The 22,363-nt window shown below is 64.1% G+C and carries 19 protein-coding genes and 1 tRNA gene; 14 read left to right on the top strand and 6 right to left on the bottom strand.

The features are described 5' to 3' along the window. Nucleotides 1-25: 25 nt before the first annotated feature. Nucleotides 26-928, top strand: coding sequence for a ribonuclease Z (gene rnz / locus AC0L3U_RS21845; RefSeq protein ID WP_473363158.1), 903 nt, complete (start codon nt 26-28; stop codon nt 926-928). A 9-nt stretch (nt 929-937) separates the two neighbouring features. Here rnz and AC0L3U_RS21840 read toward each other — a convergent pair whose 3' ends face one another. After that, nucleotides 938-1,771: an IclR family transcriptional regulator gene (locus AC0L3U_RS21840; protein ID WP_473363157.1), complete on the bottom strand. Its 834-nt coding sequence runs from the start codon at nt 1,769-1,771 to the stop codon at nt 938-940. Between the two features lie 121 nt (nt 1,772-1,892). Here AC0L3U_RS21840 and AC0L3U_RS21835 point away from each other — a divergent pair, with 121 nt between their 5' ends. The 7 genes from AC0L3U_RS21835 (at nt 1,893) to AC0L3U_RS21805 (ending at nt 8,834) form a co-directional block, all read left to right on the top strand. Beyond that, entirely contained in the window at nt 1,893-2,807 is a 915-nt protein-coding gene (locus tag AC0L3U_RS21835) for a dihydrodipicolinate synthase family protein (RefSeq protein ID WP_473363156.1), read from the top strand. A 24-nt stretch (nt 2,808-2,831) separates the two neighbouring features. Beyond that, nucleotides 2,832-4,277 (top strand): FAD-binding oxidoreductase, encoded by a 1,446-nt coding sequence (locus AC0L3U_RS21830; protein ID WP_473363155.1) that lies wholly within the window; start codon nt 2,832-2,834, stop codon nt 4,275-4,277. After that, nucleotides 4,274-5,380, top strand: coding sequence for a four-carbon acid sugar kinase family protein (locus AC0L3U_RS21825; RefSeq protein WP_473363154.1), 1,107 nt, complete (start codon nt 4,274-4,276; stop codon nt 5,378-5,380). The genes AC0L3U_RS21830 and AC0L3U_RS21825 overlap by 4 nt, the downstream gene beginning before the upstream one ends. Then, complete coding sequence (gene pdxA, locus AC0L3U_RS21820; RefSeq protein WP_473363153.1) at nt 5,377-6,414, top strand: 4-hydroxythreonine-4-phosphate dehydrogenase PdxA; 1,038 nt, start codon at nt 5,377-5,379, stop codon at nt 6,412-6,414. The genes AC0L3U_RS21825 and pdxA overlap by 4 nt, the downstream gene beginning before the upstream one ends. A 14-nt stretch (nt 6,415-6,428) precedes the next feature. Next, nucleotides 6,429-7,559 (top strand): iron-containing alcohol dehydrogenase, encoded by a 1,131-nt coding sequence (locus AC0L3U_RS21815; protein WP_473363152.1) that lies wholly within the window; start codon nt 6,429-6,431, stop codon nt 7,557-7,559. Nucleotides 7,560-7,618: 59 nt separating this feature from the next. Beyond that, nucleotides 7,619-8,590: a Bug family tripartite tricarboxylate transporter substrate binding protein gene (locus AC0L3U_RS21810; protein WP_473363151.1), complete on the top strand. Its 972-nt coding sequence runs from the start codon at nt 7,619-7,621 to the stop codon at nt 8,588-8,590. A gap of 170 nt (nt 8,591-8,760) precedes the next feature. Beyond that, a tRNA-Gln gene (locus tag AC0L3U_RS21805) sits at nt 8,761-8,834 on the top strand. Between the two features lie 245 nt (nt 8,835-9,079). Here the strand turns inward: AC0L3U_RS21805 and AC0L3U_RS21800 are convergent. Both AC0L3U_RS21800 and AC0L3U_RS21795 read right to left on the bottom strand, forming a co-directional pair. Then, nucleotides 9,080-9,439, bottom strand: coding sequence for a CocE/NonD family hydrolase (locus AC0L3U_RS21800; RefSeq protein ID WP_473363202.1), 360 nt, complete (start codon nt 9,437-9,439; stop codon nt 9,080-9,082). Continuing rightward, complete coding sequence (locus tag AC0L3U_RS21795; protein ID WP_473363150.1) at nt 9,354-11,216, bottom strand: caspase family protein; 1,863 nt, start codon at nt 11,214-11,216, stop codon at nt 9,354-9,356. Before AC0L3U_RS21795 ends, AC0L3U_RS21800 begins: the two co-directional genes overlap by 86 nt. 203 nt (nt 11,217-11,419) lie before the next feature. On the opposite strand from AC0L3U_RS21795, the gene AC0L3U_RS21790 reads away from it, so the two are divergent. After that, nucleotides 11,420-11,782, top strand: a complete 363-nt coding sequence (locus AC0L3U_RS21790) for a DUF1428 domain-containing protein (RefSeq protein WP_473363149.1) — start codon at nt 11,420-11,422, stop codon at nt 11,780-11,782. Nucleotides 11,783-11,947: 165 nt separating this feature from the next. On the opposite strand, the gene AC0L3U_RS21785 is transcribed toward AC0L3U_RS21790, so the two are convergent. The 3 genes from AC0L3U_RS21785 to AC0L3U_RS21775 form a co-directional block, all read right to left on the bottom strand. Further along, nucleotides 11,948-12,520 (bottom strand): invasion associated locus B family protein, encoded by a 573-nt coding sequence (locus AC0L3U_RS21785; RefSeq protein ID WP_473363148.1) that lies wholly within the window; start codon nt 12,518-12,520, stop codon nt 11,948-11,950. 66 nt (nt 12,521-12,586) lie between these two features. After that, nucleotides 12,587-15,733 carry a multidrug efflux RND transporter permease subunit gene (locus tag AC0L3U_RS21780; protein ID WP_473363147.1) on the bottom strand — a complete coding sequence of 1,049 codons (3,147 nt, stop codon included), beginning with the start codon at nt 15,731-15,733 and terminating at the stop codon, nt 12,587-12,589. Next, entirely contained in the window at nt 15,730-16,902 is a 1,173-nt protein-coding gene (locus tag AC0L3U_RS21775; protein WP_473363146.1) for an efflux RND transporter periplasmic adaptor subunit, read from the bottom strand. Before AC0L3U_RS21775 ends, AC0L3U_RS21780 begins: the two co-directional genes overlap by 4 nt. Nucleotides 16,903-17,278: 376 nt before the next feature. Between AC0L3U_RS21775 and AC0L3U_RS21770 the strand changes: the two genes are divergently transcribed. The 5 genes from AC0L3U_RS21770 to exbD all read left to right on the top strand — a co-directional run bounded on the left by AC0L3U_RS21770 (nt 17,279) and on the right by exbD (nt 22,363). Then, a complete protein-coding gene (locus AC0L3U_RS21770; RefSeq protein WP_456764784.1) occupies nt 17,279-17,518 on the top strand; it encodes a hypothetical protein in 240 nt (79 codons plus the stop codon). A 228-nt stretch (nt 17,519-17,746) separates the two neighbouring features. Next, nucleotides 17,747-20,278, top strand: coding sequence for a TonB-dependent receptor (locus tag AC0L3U_RS21765; RefSeq protein ID WP_473363145.1), 2,532 nt, complete (start codon nt 17,747-17,749; stop codon nt 20,276-20,278). 19 nt (nt 20,279-20,297) lie between these two features. Beyond that, on the top strand, nt 20,298-20,987 hold the full coding sequence (locus AC0L3U_RS21760) for a Fe2+-dependent dioxygenase (protein WP_473363201.1): 690 nt from the start codon (nt 20,298-20,300) through the stop codon (nt 20,985-20,987). After that, nucleotides 20,984-21,904: a tonB-system energizer ExbB gene (exbB, locus tag AC0L3U_RS21755; protein WP_473363144.1), complete on the top strand. Its 921-nt coding sequence runs from the start codon at nt 20,984-20,986 to the stop codon at nt 21,902-21,904. The genes AC0L3U_RS21760 and exbB overlap by 4 nt, the downstream gene beginning before the upstream one ends. Nucleotides 21,905-21,907: 3 nt before the next feature. Continuing rightward, entirely contained in the window at nt 21,908-22,363 is a 456-nt protein-coding gene (gene exbD / locus AC0L3U_RS21750) for a TonB system transport protein ExbD (protein ID WP_018459254.1), read from the top strand.

Genomic DNA, 22,363 nt, shown 5'->3' with positions numbered 1-22,363 from the left:
GCGGTGAAGCCTGGATACTGACAACATGTTCGCCCTGACATTCCTTGGGACCTCGGCAAGCGTTCCGTCGACGGAGCGCAACCATCCGGCTCTCCTCGTGGAGGCAGCGGGCAAGCGCGTCCTCATCGATTGCGGCGAGGGTACGCAGCGTCAGTTGCTGCGCAGCGGTGCGGGGTTTCGGCGGCTTGACCGCATTCTGCTGACGCATGCCCATCTCGATCACGTGCTCGGCATCCCCGGTCTCTTCTCGACGCTGGGGTTGCGCCAGCAATCGGACGTGATGACCGTCCATGGAGGGCAGGGGACCCTCGACATCGTCATCCGCATGCTTGCCGGCCTGTGGGGCGCGGGCAGGGCGCCGATCCCTGTGGAGTTCGCGCCGCTGATTGAAGGACAGGTTGTCGACGCCGGTGACTTCACCATCGACTGCTTTCCGGTCCGCCACCGGGACACCGACAGCTTTGGTTTTTCCTTCCGGAGCCCCGCACGTCGCCATCTGGAGCGGGAGCGCCTCGCCGAGCTCGGTGTTCCCGATGGGCCCATGCGCGGAGAACTGGCCGCGGGACGACCGGTCGTGATCGCCGGCCGCACGATTGATCCGGAAGACGTTCTGGGGCCGCCGAGCGGCGGCAGGAAGCTCGTGGTAATCGGCGACACCGAAACTACCGACGGGCTATCCAAACATGTCGTCGATGCCGATCTACTGGTGGTCGAGGCGACCTTCCTCGATCGCGACGCTGCGACCGCACGGGCCTATGGCCACCTCACCGCCCGCGAGGCGGCTTCATTTGCCGCCGCGAACAACGTCGGGCAACTCGTGCTGAACCACATGTCGGGGCGTTATCGGGACGAAGAAATTCTGGCCGAAGCGATAGGGATTTTTCCAAGTACCCGGATCGCCGCCGACTTCGATCACATCGTGATTTGAACGCCGCCCTCAGCTCGTCAATCCCGACTTGATCGCGAGGGCCTGCACCTCTCGCGTCGCCTGCATCAGCCTTGGCAGTGCCTGGTCGCGGAAGGTCGGCATGTCCATGCGCATCGCGTCGACAGTGACGCTCAATCCCCCGATCACGAGACCCCGGGCATCGAAGATCGGCGTTGCCAGCGTGCGCAGGCCATAGGCGTTCTCGCCGTCGGAGACGGCATGGCCCTTCTTCTTCACCTGATCGAGCCGTGCGAGCAGGGCATCGAGATCGGTCAGCGTTCGCTCCGACAATTTGACGCGAGGGCGCGCTTCCAGTCGCTCGATCTGCTCGTCCCGCGCCAGATGCGCCAGCATGGCATGGCCGAGCGCGGCGCTGTAGGCGGGAATGCGCGTGCCCGGCCGGCGATCCATCTTGTGGCGGTCGAGGCCCGCGCCGATGCGCGCGAGATAAATCACGTCGCCGCCGTCGAGGATCCCGAGCGAGGCCGCATCGCCGACATCAGGCACGAGATCGCGCAGCAGCGGCTCGACGATCGGCCGCAATGATCCGTGCGACAGCACGGTGTAGCCAAGGTCGAGACAGGCAACCCCGAGACGGAACCGGCGGCTTTGCGGAACCGCCTGGACATAGCCGAGCTCGACCAGGGTTTGGATCAGCCGGAATGCCGTCCCGCGATCGAGATCGGCGCGTGCGGCAATCTCACTCAGGGTCAACTCGAAGGCCTCGCTGGTGAAGCCCTTGAGCACAGCGAAGGCCTTGCCGACGGAAGCGACATAATTCTTCCGATTCTTCGGGGCGGTTTCCGGTGCGCGCTTCGTGGCCTTCTTTTCGATCTTGGCCATGCTCTAATGTCTCGCCATGACATGCCGCCCTTGACGTGGCGCCAAGCTGATTTTACGACAGGTCAAGCCAATAACAAATGTTCGCATTCCGAACAATATTGATTTGACGATCGGAGGAAGTTTGTCGACATCATCGCTGGACCCTCATGGCGTGTTCTCCGCCGCGCTGACGCCGCTCGACGCCGAGCTCGCCCCCGATCATGCGCGCTTCATCGCGCATTGCCGCCATCTTCTGGACGAGGGCTGCGATGGCATCGCGTTGCTGGGCACGACAGGCGAGGCGAACTCCTTCTCGGCCGCCGAGCGCATGGCACTGCTCGAGGCGGTGGTCGCCGCCGGCATCGCACCGCAGCGGCTGCTGCCGGGCACCGGCGTTGCCGCGCTCAGTGAGACCATTGCGCTGACGCGCCACGCGCTCTCGGTCGGCGTCGATACCGTCGTGATGTTGCCGCCGTTCTACTACAAGGGCGTCACCGATGACGGCATCTTCGCCTCCTACAGCGAAGTCGTGCAGCGCATCGGCGATGCCAGGCTCAAGGTCGTGCTCTATCACATCCCGCAGATGTCGGCGCAGCCGATCTCGCATGCCCTGATCGAGCGGCTGCGCGCGGTTTATCCGTCCACCTTCACCGGCATCAAGGATTCCTCCGGCGACTTCGCCAACATGACCGCGATGGTCGAGCGCTTCCCGGGCTTTTCGGTCCTGGTCGGGGCCGATCCGCTGCTGTTGCCGTTGCTGCGCAAGGGCGGCGCGGGCTGCATCACCGCGACTTCCAATCTCGTCGCGCGCGATCTCGCCTACGTCTACAAGCATTTTCGCGACAGCGACGACGACGCGGCACTCAAGGCTGCGCAGGCGCGCATCGTGCAGGCGCGCGAATTGGTCTCGCGTTTCCCGCAGATGGCCTCCCTGAAGGCGCTGGTGGCCGAGCGCACCGGCCATGGCGGATGGCAGCGCCTGCGGCCGCCGCTGGAATCCTTGCCGCCGGAGCAGGTCAAACAGCTGCTCGCGAACGCGACGGCAATCGCTGCCTAGCGCGGCGCGCGACGAGGCGATCCGATGTCCGACCCTTTCCGTGATGCGTTGACCGGGCTTGCCGCCATCGTCGGCGACAAGCACGTCATTGCGTCCGGGCCCGACCAGGAGCCGTACGTCGTGGACTGGCGCGGGCGTTATCACGGTCGCGCCGCCGCCGTGGTGAAGCCCGGCTCGACCGCGGAGGTCGCCTCCATCGTCGAGTACTGTGCGGCAAGGCAGCTCGCGATCGTACCGCAAGGTGGCAACACCGGCATGTGCGGCGCCGCGACCCCGGACGATCGTGCGGGCAATGTCGTGATCCGGCTCGACCGCATGCGGGCCGTGCGTGACGTGAGCCCGCTTGCCAACACCATCACGGTCGAGGCCGGATGCATTCTCGCCGAGGTGCAGAATGCGGCCCGGGACGTCGATCGCTATTTCCCCCTGAGCCTCGGTGCCGAAGGCTCCTGCCAGATCGGCGGCAACATCTCGACCAATGCCGGCGGCACGGCGGTGCTGCGCTACGGACCGACGCGGGATCTCGTGCTTGGGCTGGAGGTCGTGCTGCCCGACGGGAGAATTTTCAACGGCCTGCGTGCGCTTCGCAAGGACAATACAGGTTACGCGCTCAAGCAGCTCTTCATCGGCGCAGAGGGGACGCTCGGCATTGTCACCGCTGCCGTGTTGAAATTGTTCTCGCCACCGCGCAGTTCGGCACTGGCGCTGCTCAAATTGCAGGGCGTCGAGCAGGCGCTGGAGATCATGCAACGCCTGCGCGGTGCGGTCGGCGACCGGCTCGGCAGCCTCGAGATCATGTCACGATCACAGATCGAGGCGATCGCGGAGACCGTGCCGCATGTCACGATCCCGTTCGAGCTGACGACGCCGTGGTATCTGATCGTCGAGCTGACCGACACGCTCGCGGGCGTCGACCTCGATGAGCCGCTCGGCACGGTGCTCGTGGATGCGATGGAGGTGGGGCTCGCCGAAGACGTCATCCTGGCGTCCAACCTGGCGCAGGCGAAGGCGATTTGGGCCGTCAGGCACAGCGTGTCCGAGGGTAACAAGCGCAGCGGTTATGTCGTGTCGCACGACAGCGTGGTGCCGTTGGAGCGTCAGGCCGCCTTCGTCACCAATGTCGAGGCCCGGATCAACGCCGCCGTGCCGCATGCGCGCGTGGTGCTGCACGGCCATATCGGCGACGGCAACATCCACGTGATCGCCCTGATCGACCGCGCGCATGGCCGGGATCCGGATGCGATGACCGCGCTGGTCGCTGAGATCAACGAGATCGTGGACGACGAGACCGTGGCGCAGGGCGGGGCGATCAGTGCCGAACATGGCATCGGGATCACCAATCGCAGCCGGCTTGCCCGCGTCACCGATCCCCTCGAGATCGAGCTGATGCGCGATATCAAGCAATTGCTCGATCCCAAGGGTCTGATGAACCCGGGCAAGATCTTCAATGCCGGAGGCGCGCGACGATGACGAGCGTCCGCCTGCTTGCCGATGATCTCACCGGTGCGCTCGACACCGCGGCGGAGTTTGTCGGCCTGTGCGGACCGTTCAACGTCACCTGGCCGGAAGCGTCTGGGTCGCAGGATTCCGGAAGCCTCGCGATCGACAGCGGCAGCCGCGAGCGGTCGAAGGCCGAGAGCACCGACATCGTCGGACGGCTGGCGCCGCGGCTTCAGGGTGGGACGATCGCCTACAAGAAGGTCGACAGCCTGCTGCGTGGCTCATGGGCCGCTGAGCTCGGGGCCTGCCTGCGCAGCGGCCATTGGGCGTCGTGCGTTGTCGCACCTGCCTTCGACTATCAGGGGCGCCGCACCGTGGGTGGACAGCAATTTGCGCGTACGGTGCAAGGCGACTGGCATCGTGTCGGAGAGAATCTCCTGACGCAGTTGCAGGTGGAGGGCATCGAGGCACGGCAGGGCGGGGCCGATACGCTCTCGCGGGGCGGCGTTCAGGTCTTCGACGCCGAGAGCGATATCGAGCTCGATCGGGTGGTCGAGATGGGACGGCGCATGCCGGGGCCCGTGCTCTGGTGCGGAAGCGGCGGACTGGCCGGTGCGCTCGCCCGCAGTCATCGCGCCGATGCGCCGGACCGGTTGAAGCTGCCGGTGCTGGGGCTGTTCGGCTCCGACCAGGTTGCCACCGCCTCCCAGCTTGCAGCATGCGGTGAGGCAACCATCACGCTTGCGGAAGCCGAGGGCGCGCCGCGCGTCCAGCGCAAACTGGCCGCCGACGGCGTTGCGCTGGTCAGATTCTCCCTCGCCGACGGTCTGACCCGTGCCGATGCGGCGCGACGGATCGCGCGCGAGATGACGACGGTGATTGCGACGCTTGAGCGGCCGGGCACGCTGATCGTTGCCGGCGGAGAGACTTTGAAGGCCGCATGCGTTGCCCTGGGCGCGCAGGCGCTGCAGGTGACAGGACGTATCGTGCCGGGATTGCCGCGCTCGATCGTGCAGGGCGGCCGCTGGGCCGGCGTCGATGTGATCTCGAAATCCGGCGCGTTCGGCCCCATCGAGCTGTGGCGCGATCTGCTCCGGACCAATCATTTGCTCAACTTGGAGAGTCCGACATGACCTCTCGCCACCTTGCCATCACCATGGGCGATCCGGCCGGAATCGGGCCGGAGATCATCGTCAAGGCCTGCGTCGGCCTGAAGGACCGGATCGCGACGGGCGATCTGCGTCTGTTGATCATCGGCAGCGGCGCGGCGCTCGATGGTGCGAAAGCCACGCTCGGTGCGGGCATTGCGATCCCGGAGGTTACACCCGACGATCGCGAGTGGCCAAACTTGTGCTTCCTCCAGGCCGACGCCGAAGGCGATCCGATCAAGCCCGGCGTGCTCTCGGCCGATGGCGGCCGTTTTGCCTACAAGGCGATCGAGCAGGGCGTCCGCCTGACGCAGGCGGGACGGACCGCGGCCATCGTCACGGCACCGCTCAACAAGGAAGCGCTCAACAAGGCTGGCTATCATTTCCCCGGTCATACCGAGATGCTGGCGCATCTCACCGGTGTGCGCGGCTCGGTGATGCTGCTCGCCCATGGCAACATGCGCGTCAGCCATGTCTCGACCCACGTGGCGCTCGAGGACGTGCCGAAGCGTCTGACGCCGGAGCGCCTGCGCATGGTCATCGATCTCACCAACGATGCGCTGCTCAGGCTCGGCATCGCCAAGCCGAAGATCGCCATCGCCGCGCTCAATCCGCACGCCGGCGAGGGCGGCCTGTTCGGCCGGCAGGACATCGACGTTTCCGCGCCGACGATTGCGAAAGCGGTCGCCGACGGCCTCGATGTCGTCGGTCCCGTGCCCGGCGACACTGTCTTCGTCAAGCTGCGGGCCGGCCAGTACGATGCCGTGGTGGCGATGTATCACGACCAGGGGCACATCCCCGTCAAACTGCTCGGCTTCCAGGTCGATCCCGCGACCGGCCGCTGGCAGGAGCTCTCCGGCGTCAACATCACGCTGGGCCTGCCGATCATCCGCACCTCCGTCGATCACGGCACCGCCTTCGATATCGCCGGCAAGGGCATCGCCAACGAGCACAGCCTGATCGAGGCCATCGACTATGCCGAACGGCTGGCCGCTGGCGCCTCCGCATCCAAATCATGAGATCGATCGCGACGATGACCAACGCTTTCACACCCATCGAAATCCTTCGTCCGACCGTCCTCGAGTTCGGCTGCGGCACGATCGCCGCAGCGGCGCGCTTCGCCGAGCGCATTGGCGCCAAACGACCGCTCGTGATTTCCGATCCGTTCAACGCGCGCCGTGTCGACACGCTGGCGCTGCCGGGTGCAGTGAAGGTGTTCGGCGAGGTCAAGCCCGAGCCGGACCTGCCCAACCTCGACAAGGCCGTGGCGATGGCGCGCGACGTCAAACCCGATCTCGTCATCGGCTTCGGTGGCGGCAGTGCGATGGATCTCGCCAAGCTGGTCGCGGTGCTGTGTACCTCCGAGGTGGCCTTTGCCGATATCGTCGGTCCCGAGAAGGTGGCCGGCCGTAGCGTGGCGCTGATGCAGATTCCGACGACGTCGGGCACCGGCAGCGAGGCCGGCACCCGCGCGCTCGTCACCGATCCTGTCAGCCAGAACAAGCAGGCGGTGCAGAGCCGCTTCATGCTGGCAGATATCGCCATCGTGGATCCGGACCTGACGATGACCGTGCCGAAGGAGGTCACTGCCGCCACCGGCGTCGATGCTCTGGCGCATTGCGTCGAGGCCTATACCAGCCGCAAGGCGCATCCGGCGATCGACCTCTACGCGCTCGAAGGCGCCCGGCTGGTCGGCCAATATCTCAAGCGCGCGGTCGCCGACGGCGGCGATGGCGAGGCGCGCGCGGGTCTGGCGCTGGCCTCGCTGTACGGCGGCTATTGCCTCGGACCGGTGAACACGACCGCCGGCCATGCGGTGGCCTATCCGCTCGGCACGCGCCATCATGTGGCGCACGGGCTCGCCTGCGCGGTGATCTTCCCGCATACGCTGGCGTTCAACATGCCGGCGGCAGAGACGAAGACGGTGGCGGTGCTGGCGGCACTCGGACTGCCGGCGCACGGAGATGCGAAGGTTGCATTCGAGGCGACTTATGGGTTCTGCAGGAATCTCGGAATCGAGATGCGGCTGTCCGCACTTGGCGTGCCCCGGGACGATCTCGGCGTGATGGCTGGCGAGGCGCACGCAATTCGCCGCCTGCTCGACAACAATCCGCGCGACCTCGGCCGGGATGCGATCCTGAGCATGTACGAGGTCGCGTTCTAGCCATCTCCGCGCACGCGCGCGGCGGCCAATCAACAACAGGAAATGCAGAGGAAACTTCGATGAGATCGATATGGCTTGTTCTTGCCTCGGTCGTGATGCTGGCGACGTCGCCGGCGAAGGCCCAGGACGGCTATCCGTCCAAGCAGGTGACGGTGATCGTTCCCTTCGCCGCCGGCGGCACCGCGGACATTTTCGCTCGTATGGTCTCGAACCATCTGCAACTGAAGTTCGGCAAGCCGTTCGTGGTCGAGAATGTCGGCGGCGCCGGTTCGATCCTCGGCGTGACGCGGCTGGCGAAGTCGGCGCCTGACGGCATCACGCTCGGGCTTGCCAGCACGTCCGCGCTCGCAATCAACCCCACTCTCTACGGACTGAAGCTCAGTTACCAACCGGACAAGGATCTCGCGCCGGTTGCCCAGATCAGCGTGGTGCCCAACGTTCTCGTCGTCAACCCCGACAAGATCAAGGCGCGCACCGTGCCGGAGTTGATCGCCTATCTCAAGGCAAACCCGGACAAGGTCTCGTTCGGCTCGGCCGGCGTCGGCACTTCGCAGCATCTTGCCGGCGAGTTGTTTCAGCAGATGACCGGCACCAGGATGGTGCACGTGCCCTACAAGGGCTCGAGCCAGATGCTGACGGATCTGCTCAGTGGCCAGATCGATCTGGCCTTCGACAACGTGCCGCTGCTGCTGCCGCAGGTGAAGACCGGCCAGCTCGCGATGCTTGCGACCGCAACGCCCAAGCGCGCCGCCTTCGATCCGGAAACGCCCGCGGTCGCCGAATTCCTGCCCGGCTTCGAGGCCGTCGCCTGGCACGGCTTCTTCGTTCCCGCCGCGACGCCGAAGCCGATCGTCGAAAAACTCTCGGCCGAGATCCGCGCCTTCATGCAGCAGCCGGAGACGGTGCAGAAGATGGCCGAGCTCGGCGCAACCGCGGCTGCGGTGGATTCCGAACCGTTCGCGGCCTACATCGCCGCGGAAACGGCGCGCTGGAAGAAGGTGATCGAAGCCGCGAACATCAAGCTGGAGTAGGTGTCCGCGGGATCTCCGCGGGAGGCACGCAGCCCATCCACTGCAGCGCTTGCCAGCCCACGGCCGAGCGGGTAGAACGCTGCCACGCCTGAGCCGTGATTTGCGCCGAATGCGCTTCCGGCCTCAGCCGGGCTATTCAATAAGCCATTGAATTTGTTCGGCTATTCCGTTGGGGAATGGTGTAACGGTAGCACAACAGACTCTGACTCTGTTTGTCTAGGTTCGAATCCTAGTTCCCCAGCCAATTCCGGCGCCCTTCTGTTTCGCCCGCTGCGCCGTCTCGGCGCTACCTCGAATTTTTCCGCGCCGGATTCTTTGCTTTTTTTGCTGCTGATTTCTTTTTCTTCGCTACGGCCTTCTTCGTCTTGGCAGGGTGAAGGGGCGGGCGGCCATGAAGGCCGGATTGCTGGCGCCCACCAGCGACAGTTTGGGTGACTGATCCGGCGGCATCTTGGCGCCGATGGCGGTGTGGAAGCGCCGGTAAGATCCCTAGAATGTCCCGCCGTTCCAGACCGCCTTCAGCGTTCCCGTGAACAGGCCGTTGAATGTGCCGTCCTGCGAGAGCTGGTTGTCCTGGCAGCCGGAGATCAGCAGCACCGACGCCTTGACGTTAGAGAAGGCCTCGGAAAGGCCGCGCCGCTTCAGGATCGGATCATAGGTCTTCCTGTTGGCCTGGTAGTCGCGCAGCGCCATCTCGTCCGGCATCGCACGATAGATGATGCCGGGGACGGTGCGTGCCCTCGCCTGATCGCGCGATGCTTTGCTATCTCTTCTTTTTCGTCGCCTTCTTTGTCGCCGGCGCCTGCTTGCGCCCCGTCTTACGCGGCCGCCTGGACGGTGTTTTCGCAGCAGGCCTGGCGGACGCCGCGCCTTGCGAATTGCCCCACGGCACAAGAGCTGCACAGCGAACCTTGGCGCCGACCAGATTCGGCGTCTGGCTGTATCGCATCCGCCTCAGTTTCTCCGTGACCAGCTCGTTGAGCGTCTTGAACGAGGGATTTTCGCCCTTGGCCCTCAGCTCGCGCAGAGTGCTGGCCATGGAGTAGGTGTAGATGCCGTAAGACGTCACGCCATCCCGGTATTCGTAGGAGAGCTGCTGCTCCTGACAGGCCTCGAGCAGGATCGGCATGTATGGCCCGAGATGGTCGAGCTCCTTGCGCGTCTTGTCGTAATCCTTGTCCGGCTTGGTTCGCAGCATCATCGCGCGCCCCAGCCGTTGCGTTGCCCCGTTCTGCCCGAGGAAGTCGGCTCCATTCTTCCTGTCCTTCAAGCTCCTGTTCAGCGGCGTGAAGTCGCGCGGCACCCACATCCGCTCGGCCGCATCCCATTTCAGCGCACGGTGGCGGATGTCGTCCGGCGGGCTCAAACCCCGGACACGAGGACCGCCATCGCGCGTCATCCCGCCCGAATGGCAGCAATCGAACATCGCCACGAAATAGCTGTCATAGGGCAGTTGCGAATACAGCTCGACGAACTGGCGGTCCAGAATGGCGTGGGCCGGGGACCAGTCGAAATCATAGGGAACGAGACATTCGTCGACGTGATCAGGCTCGCCCTGGATGTTGTAGCGGGGAATTTGGGCGCCGTGCCCCGAATAGAACAGCATGCGCTCGTCACCGCCACGAACGCCGTCGAGCAACCAATGCAACCGGTCCATGATCCCTTGCGTCGTCGCGCGGTCGTTGAGAACGATGCGGATATCTTCCGGCTCGAAACCGCTCTCCTGGAGCACCGAGCTCATCAGGAACACATCGTTGACGCAGCCTTCGAGCCTGCTGGCCGGGTCAGGATAGTCGTTGATGCCGATCAGCAGCGCGCGGCGGCCGGGTTTGACAGCAAGGCTCGCCATCTCGCGCGCAGCGCTCACGATCGCGCGCGGGGCAGGCGCCGGAGCGCCCTCATGCCAGACCGTCGCAACTGTGCTGGTGTGCGACAGGTACCATGTCGCATCGTGATTGAGCGCGTCGTTGGGAACGTCGAAGGACACGATGACCTGCTGATAATTATCCGCACGAATGTCGAGCGGATAGGTCAGCACGTGATCGCCGGGATTATAGAGGTGATACCATTTTCGGCAGGTTAGGGGCTGAATGCGGCCGGCAAAGACGTCGCGCACCGCCGGGTTGCCGATTTGCGAGCCGAAGCTGACGAAGATCGCGTCCTTGATCGCGTCGCCGTCGTGCAGGAAGGTGTCGTAGCAGATCAGTGAGCCGAGGCTGTGCGCCAGGACCATGTCGTAGGTCTTGCCGTCTATCTTGTCGAGAATGAGCCGGCGGAGGTCCTTGCGGAGCTCTTCGTCGGTTGACCACTGGGCGATCATGCCTGCGGTCCATTTGATAACGGCGGGGATGTCGCCGATGCCGCGTGCGCCAGTCAGGAGATCGCCGATGCCGTGAACGACCGCGCTCGCCAGCAGCTTGGCCGCGGCCGCGGCGTAGGTGAGGGAATTGAGCGGGGCCTTCTCGAACAGATCGTCATAGCGAACGAAATCAATCTCGAGCTGGACTCCCTGGTCGACCTGCTCGACGGCACGCGTGATGACTTCGGACCATGACTGCTGAAACCCGGCATCGATCTCCGCGTGACCGACGCCGTGGACGCAAAGCAACGACAGGCGGGTGCTCATGAAAGCGGCCTCCCCAAATACAATCTGAAATAGCGGCTGTGCGGATGCAAACGTCAGGGATGATGTCACGGAGCCGCGACGGACGAATGTGAAGTAGCGCACGAATTGCTCGCGACAGTTTGCCTCACCTTGTGGGTGCCACGACGAGTCGGGCCGCCGCGCGCTGGATCGTCCTCCGGACACACAACCCAAGGAGATCCGTGATGCCCTATGTCGATGGTTTCGTGCTGGCCGTGCCGAAGGACAACATCGAGGCCTACAAGGCGCTGGCGACAACGGCCTGCGCGATCTGGATGGAGCATGGTGCGCTCGACTATGTCGAATGCATTGGCGACGACGTGCCCTATGGCGAGCTGACCTCGTTTCCGCGCGCGGTGATGGCGAAGGAGGACGAGATCGTGGTGTTCTCATGGATCGTCTATCGCGACCGGGAGACTCGCGACGCCGTCAACAAAAAGGTGATGGCGGACCCGCGGCTGAAGTTGGAGGGCATGCCGTTCGACGGCAAGCGCATGATCTATGGCGGCTTCACGACGCTGCTGAGGGCGAGCGACCTCGTGGAGTGAGGGCGCTGACCCGGCCCACACATCGGTGCTTGCCCATGCAGCAGCATCGTGGCTCGCCGTTTCACTTGCTCTCGCGCGTCAATGTCATCATGCACGACGACCAGAAGCTCGACGGCGACGCCGTCGGCAACGCGCAGATGGCGCGGCAGTGAACGCGCGAAACAGTTACTTGATCTTGTCGTAGGCCGCCGCGAAATCGCCCAGCGGCATCGGGATCGCGATGGTTTCCTTCGCCATGTTCTGGAAGGAGACCTTGAGCTGCTTGCCCGACCGCAAGGTCGCAAGCAGGTCCAGCGCGATCGGCGTCGATGCGTAGCAGCCGCGGTTCTCGCAGGTCTGGATTGGGAGATCGACCGTCTTGCCGTCGTCGACCTGGAGCTTGGCGCCGATGGGAAGGTTGAGTCCGAGGGGCAATTGCAGCAGCGCGACCGGGGTGCGGGTGTCGGGCGCGATCCGGATGTTGATCAGGACGATGGTCTGGCCGGTCTTGGTGAGCACCGCGTTCTGCTCCATCGCGCATTCGAGCGGTGCGTCGCGGCTGACGCTGGTGCAGCGCACGACCCAGCCGGGCTGCTGCGCCGCAGCGCCGTCAGCCTGCGGCTGCGTCGGAGCCGGCGCGGGCTGTGCCGCCGGGGCAGAGGGAGCCGCGTTCTTCTTGGCGCCTTGCTGGGCATGCGCGGCACTCGCCGACAACAGGACAGCGGCGGCAAGGGCGACAAGTCTGGATTGCATGGGCATGGCAAAACTGCGTTGACGTGAACCGAAGGCCTCGCTGTAACGTCGTGAGGCGCGCGGTGCAAGCTGCTACTCCGCAGCTTCCTTAACGGTGCCGTGCTCGACCGTCTCGTCGCTTTCGCCGTCACCCTTACGGCCCCAGCCCGAGAACCAGTTGTTGAGCTCGTCGAGATAGAGATAGACGACCGGCGTGGTGAACAGCGTCAGCGCCTGGCTGACGATCAGACCGCCGACCATGGCGTAGCCGAGCGGCTGGCGAATCTCGGCGCCGGTGCCGTGGCCGAGCATCAGCGGCACGCCGCCGAGCAGGGCAGCCATCGTCGTCATCATGATCGGACGGAAGCGCAACAGCGCCGCCTGCCGGATCGATTCCGCCGGCGTCTTGTGCTCGTCGCGTTCCGCGGCGATGGCGAAGTCCACCATCATGATGCCGTTCTTCTTCACGATGCCGATCAGCAGAATGACTCCGATCAAAGCAATGAGGCTGAACTCGAAGCCGGCCGCCATCAGGATCGCGAGCGCGCCGACGCCGGCCGAGGGCAGGGTCGACAGAATCGTGATCGGATGGATGTAGCTCTCGTAGAGGATGCCGAGGATCAGATAGACCACGACCAGCGCGGCGAGGATGAGGAGCGGCACGGTGCCGAGCGACTGCTGGAACGCCTGTGCCGTGCCCTGGAAGCTCGAATTGAGCGTCGGCGGCGCGCCGAGATCGGCCATCGCCTTCTGCACGGCCTCGGTGGCCTGGCCGAGCGCGACCCCCTGGGCGAGGTTGAAGCTGATCGTGATTGCCGGGAACTGGCCCTGGTGGCTGATCGAGAGCGGGCGGACCGGATCGGTGCTCCAAGTCGCAAATGTCGACAGCGGCACCTGGTCGCCGGTCAGCGGAGATTTCAGGTAGAGCTTGTTCAGGCTCTCGAGGCTGCCCTGCATCTCCGGCAGGATCTCGAGGATCACCTTGTAGGTGTTGAGCTGGGTGAAATACTGCGTGACCTGGCGCTGTCCGAAGGCGTCATACAGAGTGTCGTCGATCAGCTGCGGCTGGATGCCGTAACGCGCAGCCGTGTCGCGGTTGATCTTGAGCTGAACGGTGGTGCCCTGGGTCTGCTGGTCGGTCGCGACGTCGCGCAGTTGCGGCAAGGTCTGCATCTTGGCAAGGATCTTCGGCGCCCAGTCGTTGAGCTCGGCGAGATCGGCGTCCTGCAGGGTGAACTCGAACTGGGTGCGCGTCGGCCGGCCGCCGAGCCGGACGTCCTGGGCCGCCTGCATGTAGAGGCGGGCGCCGGACACCTTCTCGAGCTTGGGACGCAGCCGCGCGATGATCTGCTGCGCGGAGCCTTCGCGCTCGTTGCGCGGCTTCAGCGTGATGAACATGTTGCCGTTGTTGCCGGCGCGGCCGCTGCCGCCGATGTTCATCGCGATGGATGCGATGTCGGGATCGTCCATCACGATCTTGCCGAGCTCGACCTGGCGGCGCTGCATCTCCGCGAACGAGATGTCCTGGGAGGCTTCCGAGGTCGCGGTGATCAGGCCGACGTCCTGTTGCGGGAAGAACCCTTTCGGGATCAGCACGAACAGATAGACCGACAGGGCAAGGGTTGCGAAGAAGATCGTGAGCGTGGTGCGGCGCCAGGCCAGGGCATGGTCGAGCATCCATTCGTAACCGCGCAACATCCGGTCGAAGCCGCGCTCGCTCCACTGGTAGAACTTGCCGTGGGTGACCTCGCCATGGGCGCGCAGGAAACGCGAGGCCATCATCGGGGTCAGGGTCAGCGACACGAACATCGAGACGAAGATCGTCATCGCCAGCACGACTGCGAATTCGCGGAACAGGCGGCCGATGATGCCGCCCATCAGCAGCAGCGGAATCAGCACTGCGACCAGCGAGATGCTGATCGACACGATGGTGAAGCCGATTTCCTTGGAGCCCTTGAAGGCCGCCGCCATCGGCGATTCGCCTTCCTCGATGTAGCGCGTGATGTTCTCCAGCATCACGATGGCGTCGTCGACGACGAATCCGACCGCGATGGTGAGCGCCATCAGCGACAGATTGTCGAGCGAATAGCCGAACACCCACATCAGCGCGCACGCGCCCAGCAGCGCCAGTGGCACCGTGATGGTGGGAATGACAGTTGCCCAGAAGCTGCGCAGGAAGATGAAGATGACCATGACGACCAGCGCAATGGTCAGCAGCAGCGTGAACTGGACGTCTTCGACCGCGGCGCGGATTGTCGTGGTGCGGTCGCTGATGACCTCGATCTTGATTGCGGGCGGGATCGCTGCGACGAGGCGAGGCAACGTCGCCTTGATCCGATCGACGGTCTCGATGACGTTGGCGCCGGGTTGCTTGAACACCACCAGGAACACGCCGCGCTTGCCGTTGGCCCAGGCCGCCTGCTTGGCGTCCTCGGGGCCGCTGACCGCCTGGCCGATGTCGCGGATTCGCAAGGGACCGCCGTTGCGATAGGCGATGATGACGTCGTTCCAGTCCTTGGACTGGGTGAGCTGGTCGTTGGCGTAGATCGTGTAGGCGCGCTTCGGGCCGTCGATGTTGCCCTTGGGGCTATCGACCGTGGTGATCGCGATCTGGCTGCGCACGTCCTCCATCGACAGGCCCTTGGCGACGAGCTTCGCCGGGTCGATCTGAATGCGGATCGAGGGCTTCTGCTGGCCGCCGATGAAGACCTGCGCGACGCCCGAGAGCTGGCTGATCTGCTGGGCGAGCTGGGCATCGACCGCGTCGCTGACGCTGGTCAGCGGCATTGTCTCGGAGGTTGCCGACAACAGCAGGATCGGGGCGTCGGCCGGGTTGACCTTGCGGTAGGTCGGTGGGGAGGGCAGGTTCTTCGGCAGCTGACCGCTCGCGGCGTTGATGGCGCCCTGCACGTCGTTGGCGGCGCCGTCGATGCTGCGGTTGAGATCGAACTGGATGGTGATCGACGCGGTGCCCAGATAGCTCGTCGAGGTCATCTGGGCGATGCCCGGGATCTGGGCGAATTGCCGTTCGAGCGGCTGGGCCACCGACGAGGCCATGGTCTCCGGGCTGCCGCCCGGCAGATTGGCGGTGATCTGGATGGTCGGGAAGTCCACCTGCGGCAGGGGCGCGACCGGCAGCAGCGGATAGGCGACGAGACCGACGAAGAGAATGCCGGCCATCAGCAGCGAGGTGCCGATGGGATAACGGATGAAAGGTGCCGAAATCCCGCCCGCGTTCATTCCTGTCGAACCTTGTTCTGGGCCGGATCCGTACTCGCCACGGCCGTGGAGACGAGGCTTCCGGGCTGGACCTTGAATTGGCCCCCGGTGATCACCTGCTGCCCGGGCGTGAGCCCTTCATCGACGACCGAACGTCCGTCGATGGCGTAGCTGACCTTGATCTTGTGCACCTCAGCCTTGTTGTCCTGATTGACGGTATAGGCGTAGAGGCCGTTGGTGGAGTGCTGGACCGCGTCATCCGGGACAACAGTCGCATCCTTCAGGGTGCGCACCAGAAGGCGTGTCGACACCGATTGACCGGGCCACAGCGCGTGGTCCTTGTTGTCGAACACCGCCTTGAGCCGGATCGTGCCGCTGCTGGTGTCCACCTGGTTGTTGATGACGGCGAGCTTGCCCTCGGCCAGTGTCTTCTTGCCGTCGGTGGTGAACGCGATCACCCTGAGCGCGCCGGCCTTCTGGCCCTCGCTGATATAGGGCAGCTGATCTTCCGGCGCGGTGAAGATCACCGAGATTGGCTCGACCTGCGAGATCGTGACGATGCCGGTCTGAGTCGAGGAATTGACGATGTTGCCGACGTCGACCTGGCGCAGGCCCGCGACTCCGGTGATCGGCGCCTTGACCTGGGTGTAGTCGAGCTGGGTCTGCGCGTTGGAGATCGAAGCTTCGTCGGCGGCGATCTGCGCCGTGAGCTGGGCGACCGTGGAGCGCTGGGTGTCGACCCGCTGTGCGGTGGCGAATTCGCCGAGTTTCATGGCGCGCTGGAGCTCGAGATTGGCGTTGGCCAGATTTGCCTCGTCCTGCGCCTTCTTGGCCTTGGCCTGGTCGAGCGTGGCCTGATAGGGGCGGGGATCGATCGAGGCGAGAAGCTCGCCTTCCTTGACGATCTGGCCTTCGGTGAAGGCGATCTTGTCGATCTGGCCATCCACCCGGGTCCGGACTTGGACGGTGTTGAAGCCCGCAACCGTGCCGAGACCGGTCAGGTAAACCGGAAAGTCCACCTTCTGGACCGGCGAAACGCTCACGGGGACGGCGGGCGGGCGCTGCGGCCCCTTCTGTGCGGTCTGGGTTTTTCCGGCGCCGGGCGCGCCGAATTTCTGCCAACCATAGTAACCCGCGGAGGCCACGGCCGCGATGATCAGAATCCAGAGGATCGGCCGGGACTTTTTCATATCGTCTCGTGTCGGCTCTTATGCCTTAAGCTACGAATTGTGAGGCAATCATAGGGTTCCAGCGCGCTTGTATAATACACGCCAAGTTCCAGTGTAAACAGCACTATCGGCTGAGAATCCTAAACAATTGGAAAGCTTTGCACTGCCTAGGCAGCTCCGTGTCACTACGGTGTGCAGTGCTGCATTTTCCCGTCAGGAACGATCAGCGTGCAAAGTTTGTGCAATGCTCGAAAGCGGTGTGCTCTGGACCGAGCGGGGCTGCGCATACGCCGCAAGGCGTCGGCTCGCGAGAACGGTTCTAAATCGTGCGGAGGCCGTTTCGGTTGTCAGGAAAACCGGCATCAGTCATATCGGCGCTCCACAACGGGAGCGCAGCATGGACGAACTGAACGGCAAGCTGATCGCGTGTCAGATCCTGATCACGGGACTGATCGCACGCGTCGCCAACGAGCAGCGTGATCCCTTGCGCTTTCTCACCGACTTCCGCGACGAGATCAGAGCCGTCGTCGGCGGCGTCAACATTGCCGGCATGGACGACAGCGATCGCGTGCGCGCGGTGGCGCAGAAGACCGTCGACGAATTGTTCTCGCTGATGAAGCCGCCGAGCAGCGATTGACGATGCGCGCGCGACCGCCAATCCAGCGGCATTTTCGTGCTTTCTTTAGAACGAATCCAATGTCGATTTAGAACGATTTCAAACTGCAGTTTAGAATCGCTTTGATCTGGACTTATTCAAGCGTTCTCGCGGCTTACTCGCATTGACCCGATATTTTACGGCCGATACCAACACTCCAATCGCTCATCGAAGTGAATGGGCGAACAGGAATATGGGGCGTGTTTGGTAATGGGGCAGGTGGTCGCACCGAAGTCGTTGCGTTCGGTCGCAGCATTCGATGAAAAGTTCACGGGCGTTTCCGGCAAGAAGGTCTCGGCTGTCGCGGGCCTGATCGCGGCAGCATCGGTGTCGAGCGGCGCGGAGGCGCAGCAGTCGAACCTGCCGCCGGTAACAGTCGATGCGCCGGTCGCGCGTCCGCGCCCGGTGGCTTCGAAGCCGACGGCGGATCAGGTCCGCGCGCGCAATGCGCTTCGCCGCGCCGCGCAGCGGCAGCAGGCGGCGCAGCAGACCGCTCCCACCCCGCTGTCCGGTCCCGCCGACGCCAATCCGTATGCGGATCCGGCCGCGCCCTACAAGGTCGATCACGTGCAGGCCGGCGGAAAATTCCCGGAGAAGCTGGTCGATACGCCGAAATCCATCACGGTTCTCAGCAAGGAAGTGCTCGCGGACAAGAACGCCACGTCGCTGAAGCAGGCGATTCTGAGCACGGCCGGCGTGACGCTCGGTTCAGGCGAGGGCGGCAATGCGTTCGGAGACCGTTTCTTCATTCGCGGCTTCGATGCTCGCAACGACATCTTCATCGACGGCGTTCGCGATTCCGGCGTGAGCGTTCGTGAGAACTTCTTCACCGAGCAAGTTGAGATCCTGCGTGGTCCCGGCTCGACCTTTTCCGGCCGCGGTGTCGCTGGCGGTGCGATCAACATCGTCACCAAGCAGGCAAATTCGGACAAGAGCTTCTACAACATGGACACGACGTTTGGCACCGACCAGACCAAGCGTGTCACGCTCGACGTCAACCAGGTGATCAATCCGACGCTCGCCGTTCGCGCCGGCGGTCTGTTTCAGGACGCCAATGTCGCCGGTCGCGACTACGTCAAGGACGACCGCAACGGCGCCTTCGTCGCGACGACCTGGAGGCCTGTCGACGCCGTCAACGTCACCGCTGGCTACATCCATACCGAATTGACGGGAGTTCCGGACTTCGGTGTGCCCTATTATCGGCCGAGCACGACCTCGGCCGCGGGCGGTCCATTCCCGGACTTCGGCGCCAACCGCAACAACTGGTATGGTCAGATCGACCGGGACTTCTTCCGGACCGGTCAGGACATCGGCACGCTCAACGCCGAGGTGCAGATCACCCCGGACCTGATCGTCAGCAACAAGTTCCGCGCGTCGCGTTCGACGCAGAATTATGTCGGAACTCTACCGGAGAGCCCGGTCATCGCCACTCCGCTCTCGGGGTCGACGCTCACGATGAATCCGCAGAGCCGCCTGCAGATCACCGACGTGCTCGCCAACCAGACGGAGGCGACCTACAAATTCCAGGATGGGGCCGGCTTCAAGCATACCGCGCTGGCAGGAATCGAAGTCGATCGCGAGAGATCGTCGATCGATAAGTACCTCGGGCTTACCTCGGAGGGAAATGGTGTTCTCGTAACGCCAGGTGGCTCGCCGACGGGCGTCAGTGTGTTCTCTCCCCAGGACACTTATCTGCCAGGCAAAGCGCTCGCACTGGCAGGTCTGCCCATCAGCGTCGGCATCGACACCGTCAGCGGCTACGTCATGGACAGCGCGAATTATCGCGACCTGCTGATCCTCAACGGCGGCTTTCGCTACGACAATTACAGCATCAATTCATCCGGCTATGCGGCAAATGGCACGCTCGGCCAGCAGTCGGCGGAATTCCTGATCCCCAACTTCAATCTCGGGCTGACGCTCAAGCCTGCTCCGAACGGCAGCGTCTATGTGGCCTATGCCACTTCGGCGAACCCCGTCGGTGCCGAGTTCGACGGCACCAGCACGCCCTATGGCGCCTTCAATCCGACTCTCGCCGGCGGCAACACCCAGATCTTCGGGCCCGAGAAAAACAAGGCGATCGAACTCGGCACCAAATGGGAGCTGTTCGATCGTCATCTTTTGCTCACCGCGGCGCTGTTCCAGACCACCAAGGACAATGCGCGCGAGTCGCAGAACGTCGGTAGTGCGGCCGCCGCTGCGCCCTTGGGATGCGTCTATCCGACCGGAACGACCGGCAACATATCTTGCATTACCGCCGGTGCAGCCTACCGCATCCGCGGCATCGATCTCGGTATCGGTGGCAAGATCACCGACAAGTGGAGCGTGTTCGGCGGTCTCGTGCTGATGCAGTCGGAGGTGACGCAGTCGCTGGCGCCGTCGGCGAACAAGGCGCTGTATCCGACAAATGTCGGGCGTCCGCTCGCCAACGTCGCCCATGAGTCCTTCAGCTTGCTCACGAAGTACCAGCTCACCGACGTCTGGGAACTGGGTGGACAGGCGGTCTACCGTTCGAAGATCTACGGCGGCACTTTGCTCGCGGCGAACGTGGGCACGTCGCTTCCGAGCTATTGGCGTTTCGACATGTTTGCTGAGGCCAAGATCAACAAGAACTGGCAGGTCAAGCTGTTCGTGAACAACATCTTCGACAAACGCTATTACGACGCGCTGTACCAGAGCGCTGCGCCCTTCGTGCTGGAAGCACCGGGCCGTGCCGCCTATGTGGTGCTCTCGGCGCGCTACTGATGGAGCGACAGCCAGTTTCATGCTGACATGCATAGAAAACGTCCTGAGCAAAGATGATGTGGCGGATTTCCGCCGCATCATGGAGGCCAGCGAATGGGAGGACGGCCGTTCCACCGCCGGCTCGCAGTCGGCCATGGTCAAGCGCAACGAGCAACTGCCGCCTGATAGCGAAGTCGCGCGAAAACTCGGCAACCGCATCATCTCGGCGCTGACGTCGAATCCGCGCTTCATCGCGGCGGCGATCCCGCTCCAGATCTTCCCGCCGCTGTTCAACCGCTATGCGGCTAGCAGCGGCCACCATTTCGGCCTGCACGTCGACAATGCCATCCGCGGCGACCGCCTGACCGGCCTTCGCATCCGCACAGACCTGTCGGTGACGCTGTTCCTGGCCGAGCCGGAGGAGTACGACGGTGGCGAACTTGTGATCGAGGACAGTTACGGTTCGCACGAAGTCAAGTTGCAGGCCGGGGACTGCGTGCTCTATCCCTCGACCAGCCTCCATCTGGTCACCCCGGTGACCAGGGGAACGCGGGTTGCGTCTTTCTTCTGGCTTCAGAGCATGATACGGGACGATCAAGCCCGGAGCATGATCTTTGACCTCGACACCGCGATACAGGCGCTGGTGGAACGGCTCGGGCGTGACGATCCCGAAACGGTCAAATTGACGGGTATCTATCACAACCTCATTCGCTACTGGGCCGAAGTATGAAGATCATGTCCTTCCAAGCAAGTCTTGCCGCAGCTCTGGTGCTGGCGGCCGCCTGGCTTGCATCCCCTGTTTCTGCCCAGACACAGGCCGCGCCCGCGGCACCGGTCCAGTCGACGGCTCAGCCGTCTGCGGTCGGCCCGGTCCCGGTTGTTGCTCCGCCTGCGGCGCCCCAAGCTGCCGCGCCTGCGGCTGCAAAGTCCGATACGGCGGCCGGCATCGCGCCAGCCATGAAGGAATTGTCGCCCTGGGTGATGTTCCAGTCGGCGGACATCATCGTGAAGGCGGTGATGATCGGGCTCGCCTTTGCATCGCTGATGACCTGGACGGTGCTGATCGCCAAGTCGATCGAGCTGTCGATCGCCGCGACCAAGCTTCGCTCGGCGCTGAAGAAGATCGCGGAGGCGCGCTCGCTCGCGGAAGCGCAGATGGCGCTCGGCGCCAAAGCGGGCATCCTGCCGTCCTTCCTGGCGGCGGCGCTGCGCGAGGCGCGGATGTCGGCCGGCCTTTCCAGTGACACCGGCATCAAGGAGCGGGCGGCTTCGAGCTTCTCCGAGATCATGCGCGCGGAGGCGCGGCGCATCCGCGTCGGCATGGGCGTGCTCGCGACGATCGGCTCGACCTCGCCCTTCGTCGGCCTGTTCGGCACGGTGTGGGGCATCATGAACAGCTTCATCGGCATCTCGAAGTCGCAGACCACGAACCTTGCCGTGGTCGCGCCCGGCATCGCCGAGGCGCTGCTCGCCACCGCGATCGGCCTGGTCGCCGCCATTCCCGCCGTCATCATCTACAATTACTTCTCGCGCGTGACGAAGAGCTATCTCGAGCTCGTCAGCCGTGCTTCGGGCGCGGCGGGGCGGTTGCTCTCGCGCGATCTCGACCGTAGCCACGGCAGCGTGCATTCGCGCGCGGCGGAGTGAACCATGGGCGTTTCGCTCGCAGACAATGATGACGACGACGATTTCGGCGAGACGCATGAAATCAACGTCACGCCGTTCATCGACGTCATCCTGGTGCTGCTGATCATCTTCATGGTCGCAGCGCCGCTCTCGACCGTCGACCTGCCGATCGATCTGCCGACGTCGAGTGCGACGCCGCAGAAGAAGCCGGACAAGCCGACCTATCTCAGCATCAAGCCCGATTTGACGCTTGCCATCGGAGAGAACCCGGTTCACCGCGCCGAGTTGATCGGCACCCTCGACGGGCTGTCCGACATGAGCAAGGACAAGTACGTCTTCCTGCGCGCCGATCGCTCGGTGCCGTATGGCGAGTTGATGGGCGTCATGGAGCTGTTGCGCTCAGGCGGCTATTCGCGGGTGAAGCTGGTTGCGCTGGAAGGCGCTCCGGGAGCGCCTGCGGCAGGCGCCGCTCAGCCTTAG

Source organism: Bradyrhizobium sp. Kon69, assembly GCF_055807515.1.
This window is presented reverse-complemented; position numbering and strand designations above follow the sequence as displayed.

Bases quoted from the DNA above. Each gene is read 5' to 3' on its own strand.
- AC0L3U_RS21840 (WP_473363157.1), bottom strand. From the start codon at position 1,771: ATGGCCAAGATCGAAAAGAAGGCCACGAAGCGCGCACCGGAAACCGCC.
- pdxA (WP_473363153.1), top strand. From the start codon at position 5,377: ATGACCTCTCGCCACCTTGCCATCACCATGGGCGATCCGGCCGGAATC.
- AC0L3U_RS21760 (WP_473363201.1), top strand. From the start codon at position 20,298: ATGCTGACATGCATAGAAAACGTCCTGAGCAAAGATGATGTGGCGGAT.
- AC0L3U_RS21780 (WP_473363147.1), bottom strand. From the start codon at position 15,733: ATGAACGCGGGCGGGATTTCGGCACCTTTCATCCGTTATCCCATCGGC.
- AC0L3U_RS21770 (WP_456764784.1), top strand. From the start codon at position 17,279: ATGGACGAACTGAACGGCAAGCTGATCGCGTGTCAGATCCTGATCACG.
- AC0L3U_RS21795 (WP_473363150.1), bottom strand. From the start codon at position 11,216: ATGAGCACCCGCCTGTCGTTGCTTTGCGTCCACGGCGTCGGTCACGCG.
- AC0L3U_RS21830 (WP_473363155.1), top strand. From the start codon at position 2,832: ATGTCCGACCCTTTCCGTGATGCGTTGACCGGGCTTGCCGCCATCGTC.
- AC0L3U_RS21765 (WP_473363145.1), top strand. From the start codon at position 17,747: ATGGGGCAGGTGGTCGCACCGAAGTCGTTGCGTTCGGTCGCAGCATTC.
- AC0L3U_RS21815 (WP_473363152.1), top strand. From the start codon at position 6,429: ATGACCAACGCTTTCACACCCATCGAAATCCTTCGTCCGACCGTCCTC.
- AC0L3U_RS21785 (WP_473363148.1), bottom strand. From the start codon at position 12,520: ATGCCCATGCAATCCAGACTTGTCGCCCTTGCCGCCGCTGTCCTGTTG.
- exbB (WP_473363144.1), top strand. From the start codon at position 20,984: ATGAAGATCATGTCCTTCCAAGCAAGTCTTGCCGCAGCTCTGGTGCTG.
- AC0L3U_RS21775 (WP_473363146.1), bottom strand. From the start codon at position 16,902: ATGAAAAAGTCCCGGCCGATCCTCTGGATTCTGATCATCGCGGCCGTG.
- AC0L3U_RS21810 (WP_473363151.1), top strand. From the start codon at position 7,619: ATGAGATCGATATGGCTTGTTCTTGCCTCGGTCGTGATGCTGGCGACG.
- exbD (WP_018459254.1), top strand. From the start codon at position 21,908: ATGGGCGTTTCGCTCGCAGACAATGATGACGACGACGATTTCGGCGAG.
- rnz (WP_473363158.1), top strand. From the start codon at position 26: ATGTTCGCCCTGACATTCCTTGGGACCTCGGCAAGCGTTCCGTCGACG.
- AC0L3U_RS21790 (WP_473363149.1), top strand. From the start codon at position 11,420: ATGCCCTATGTCGATGGTTTCGTGCTGGCCGTGCCGAAGGACAACATC.
- AC0L3U_RS21825 (WP_473363154.1), top strand. From the start codon at position 4,274: ATGACGAGCGTCCGCCTGCTTGCCGATGATCTCACCGGTGCGCTCGAC.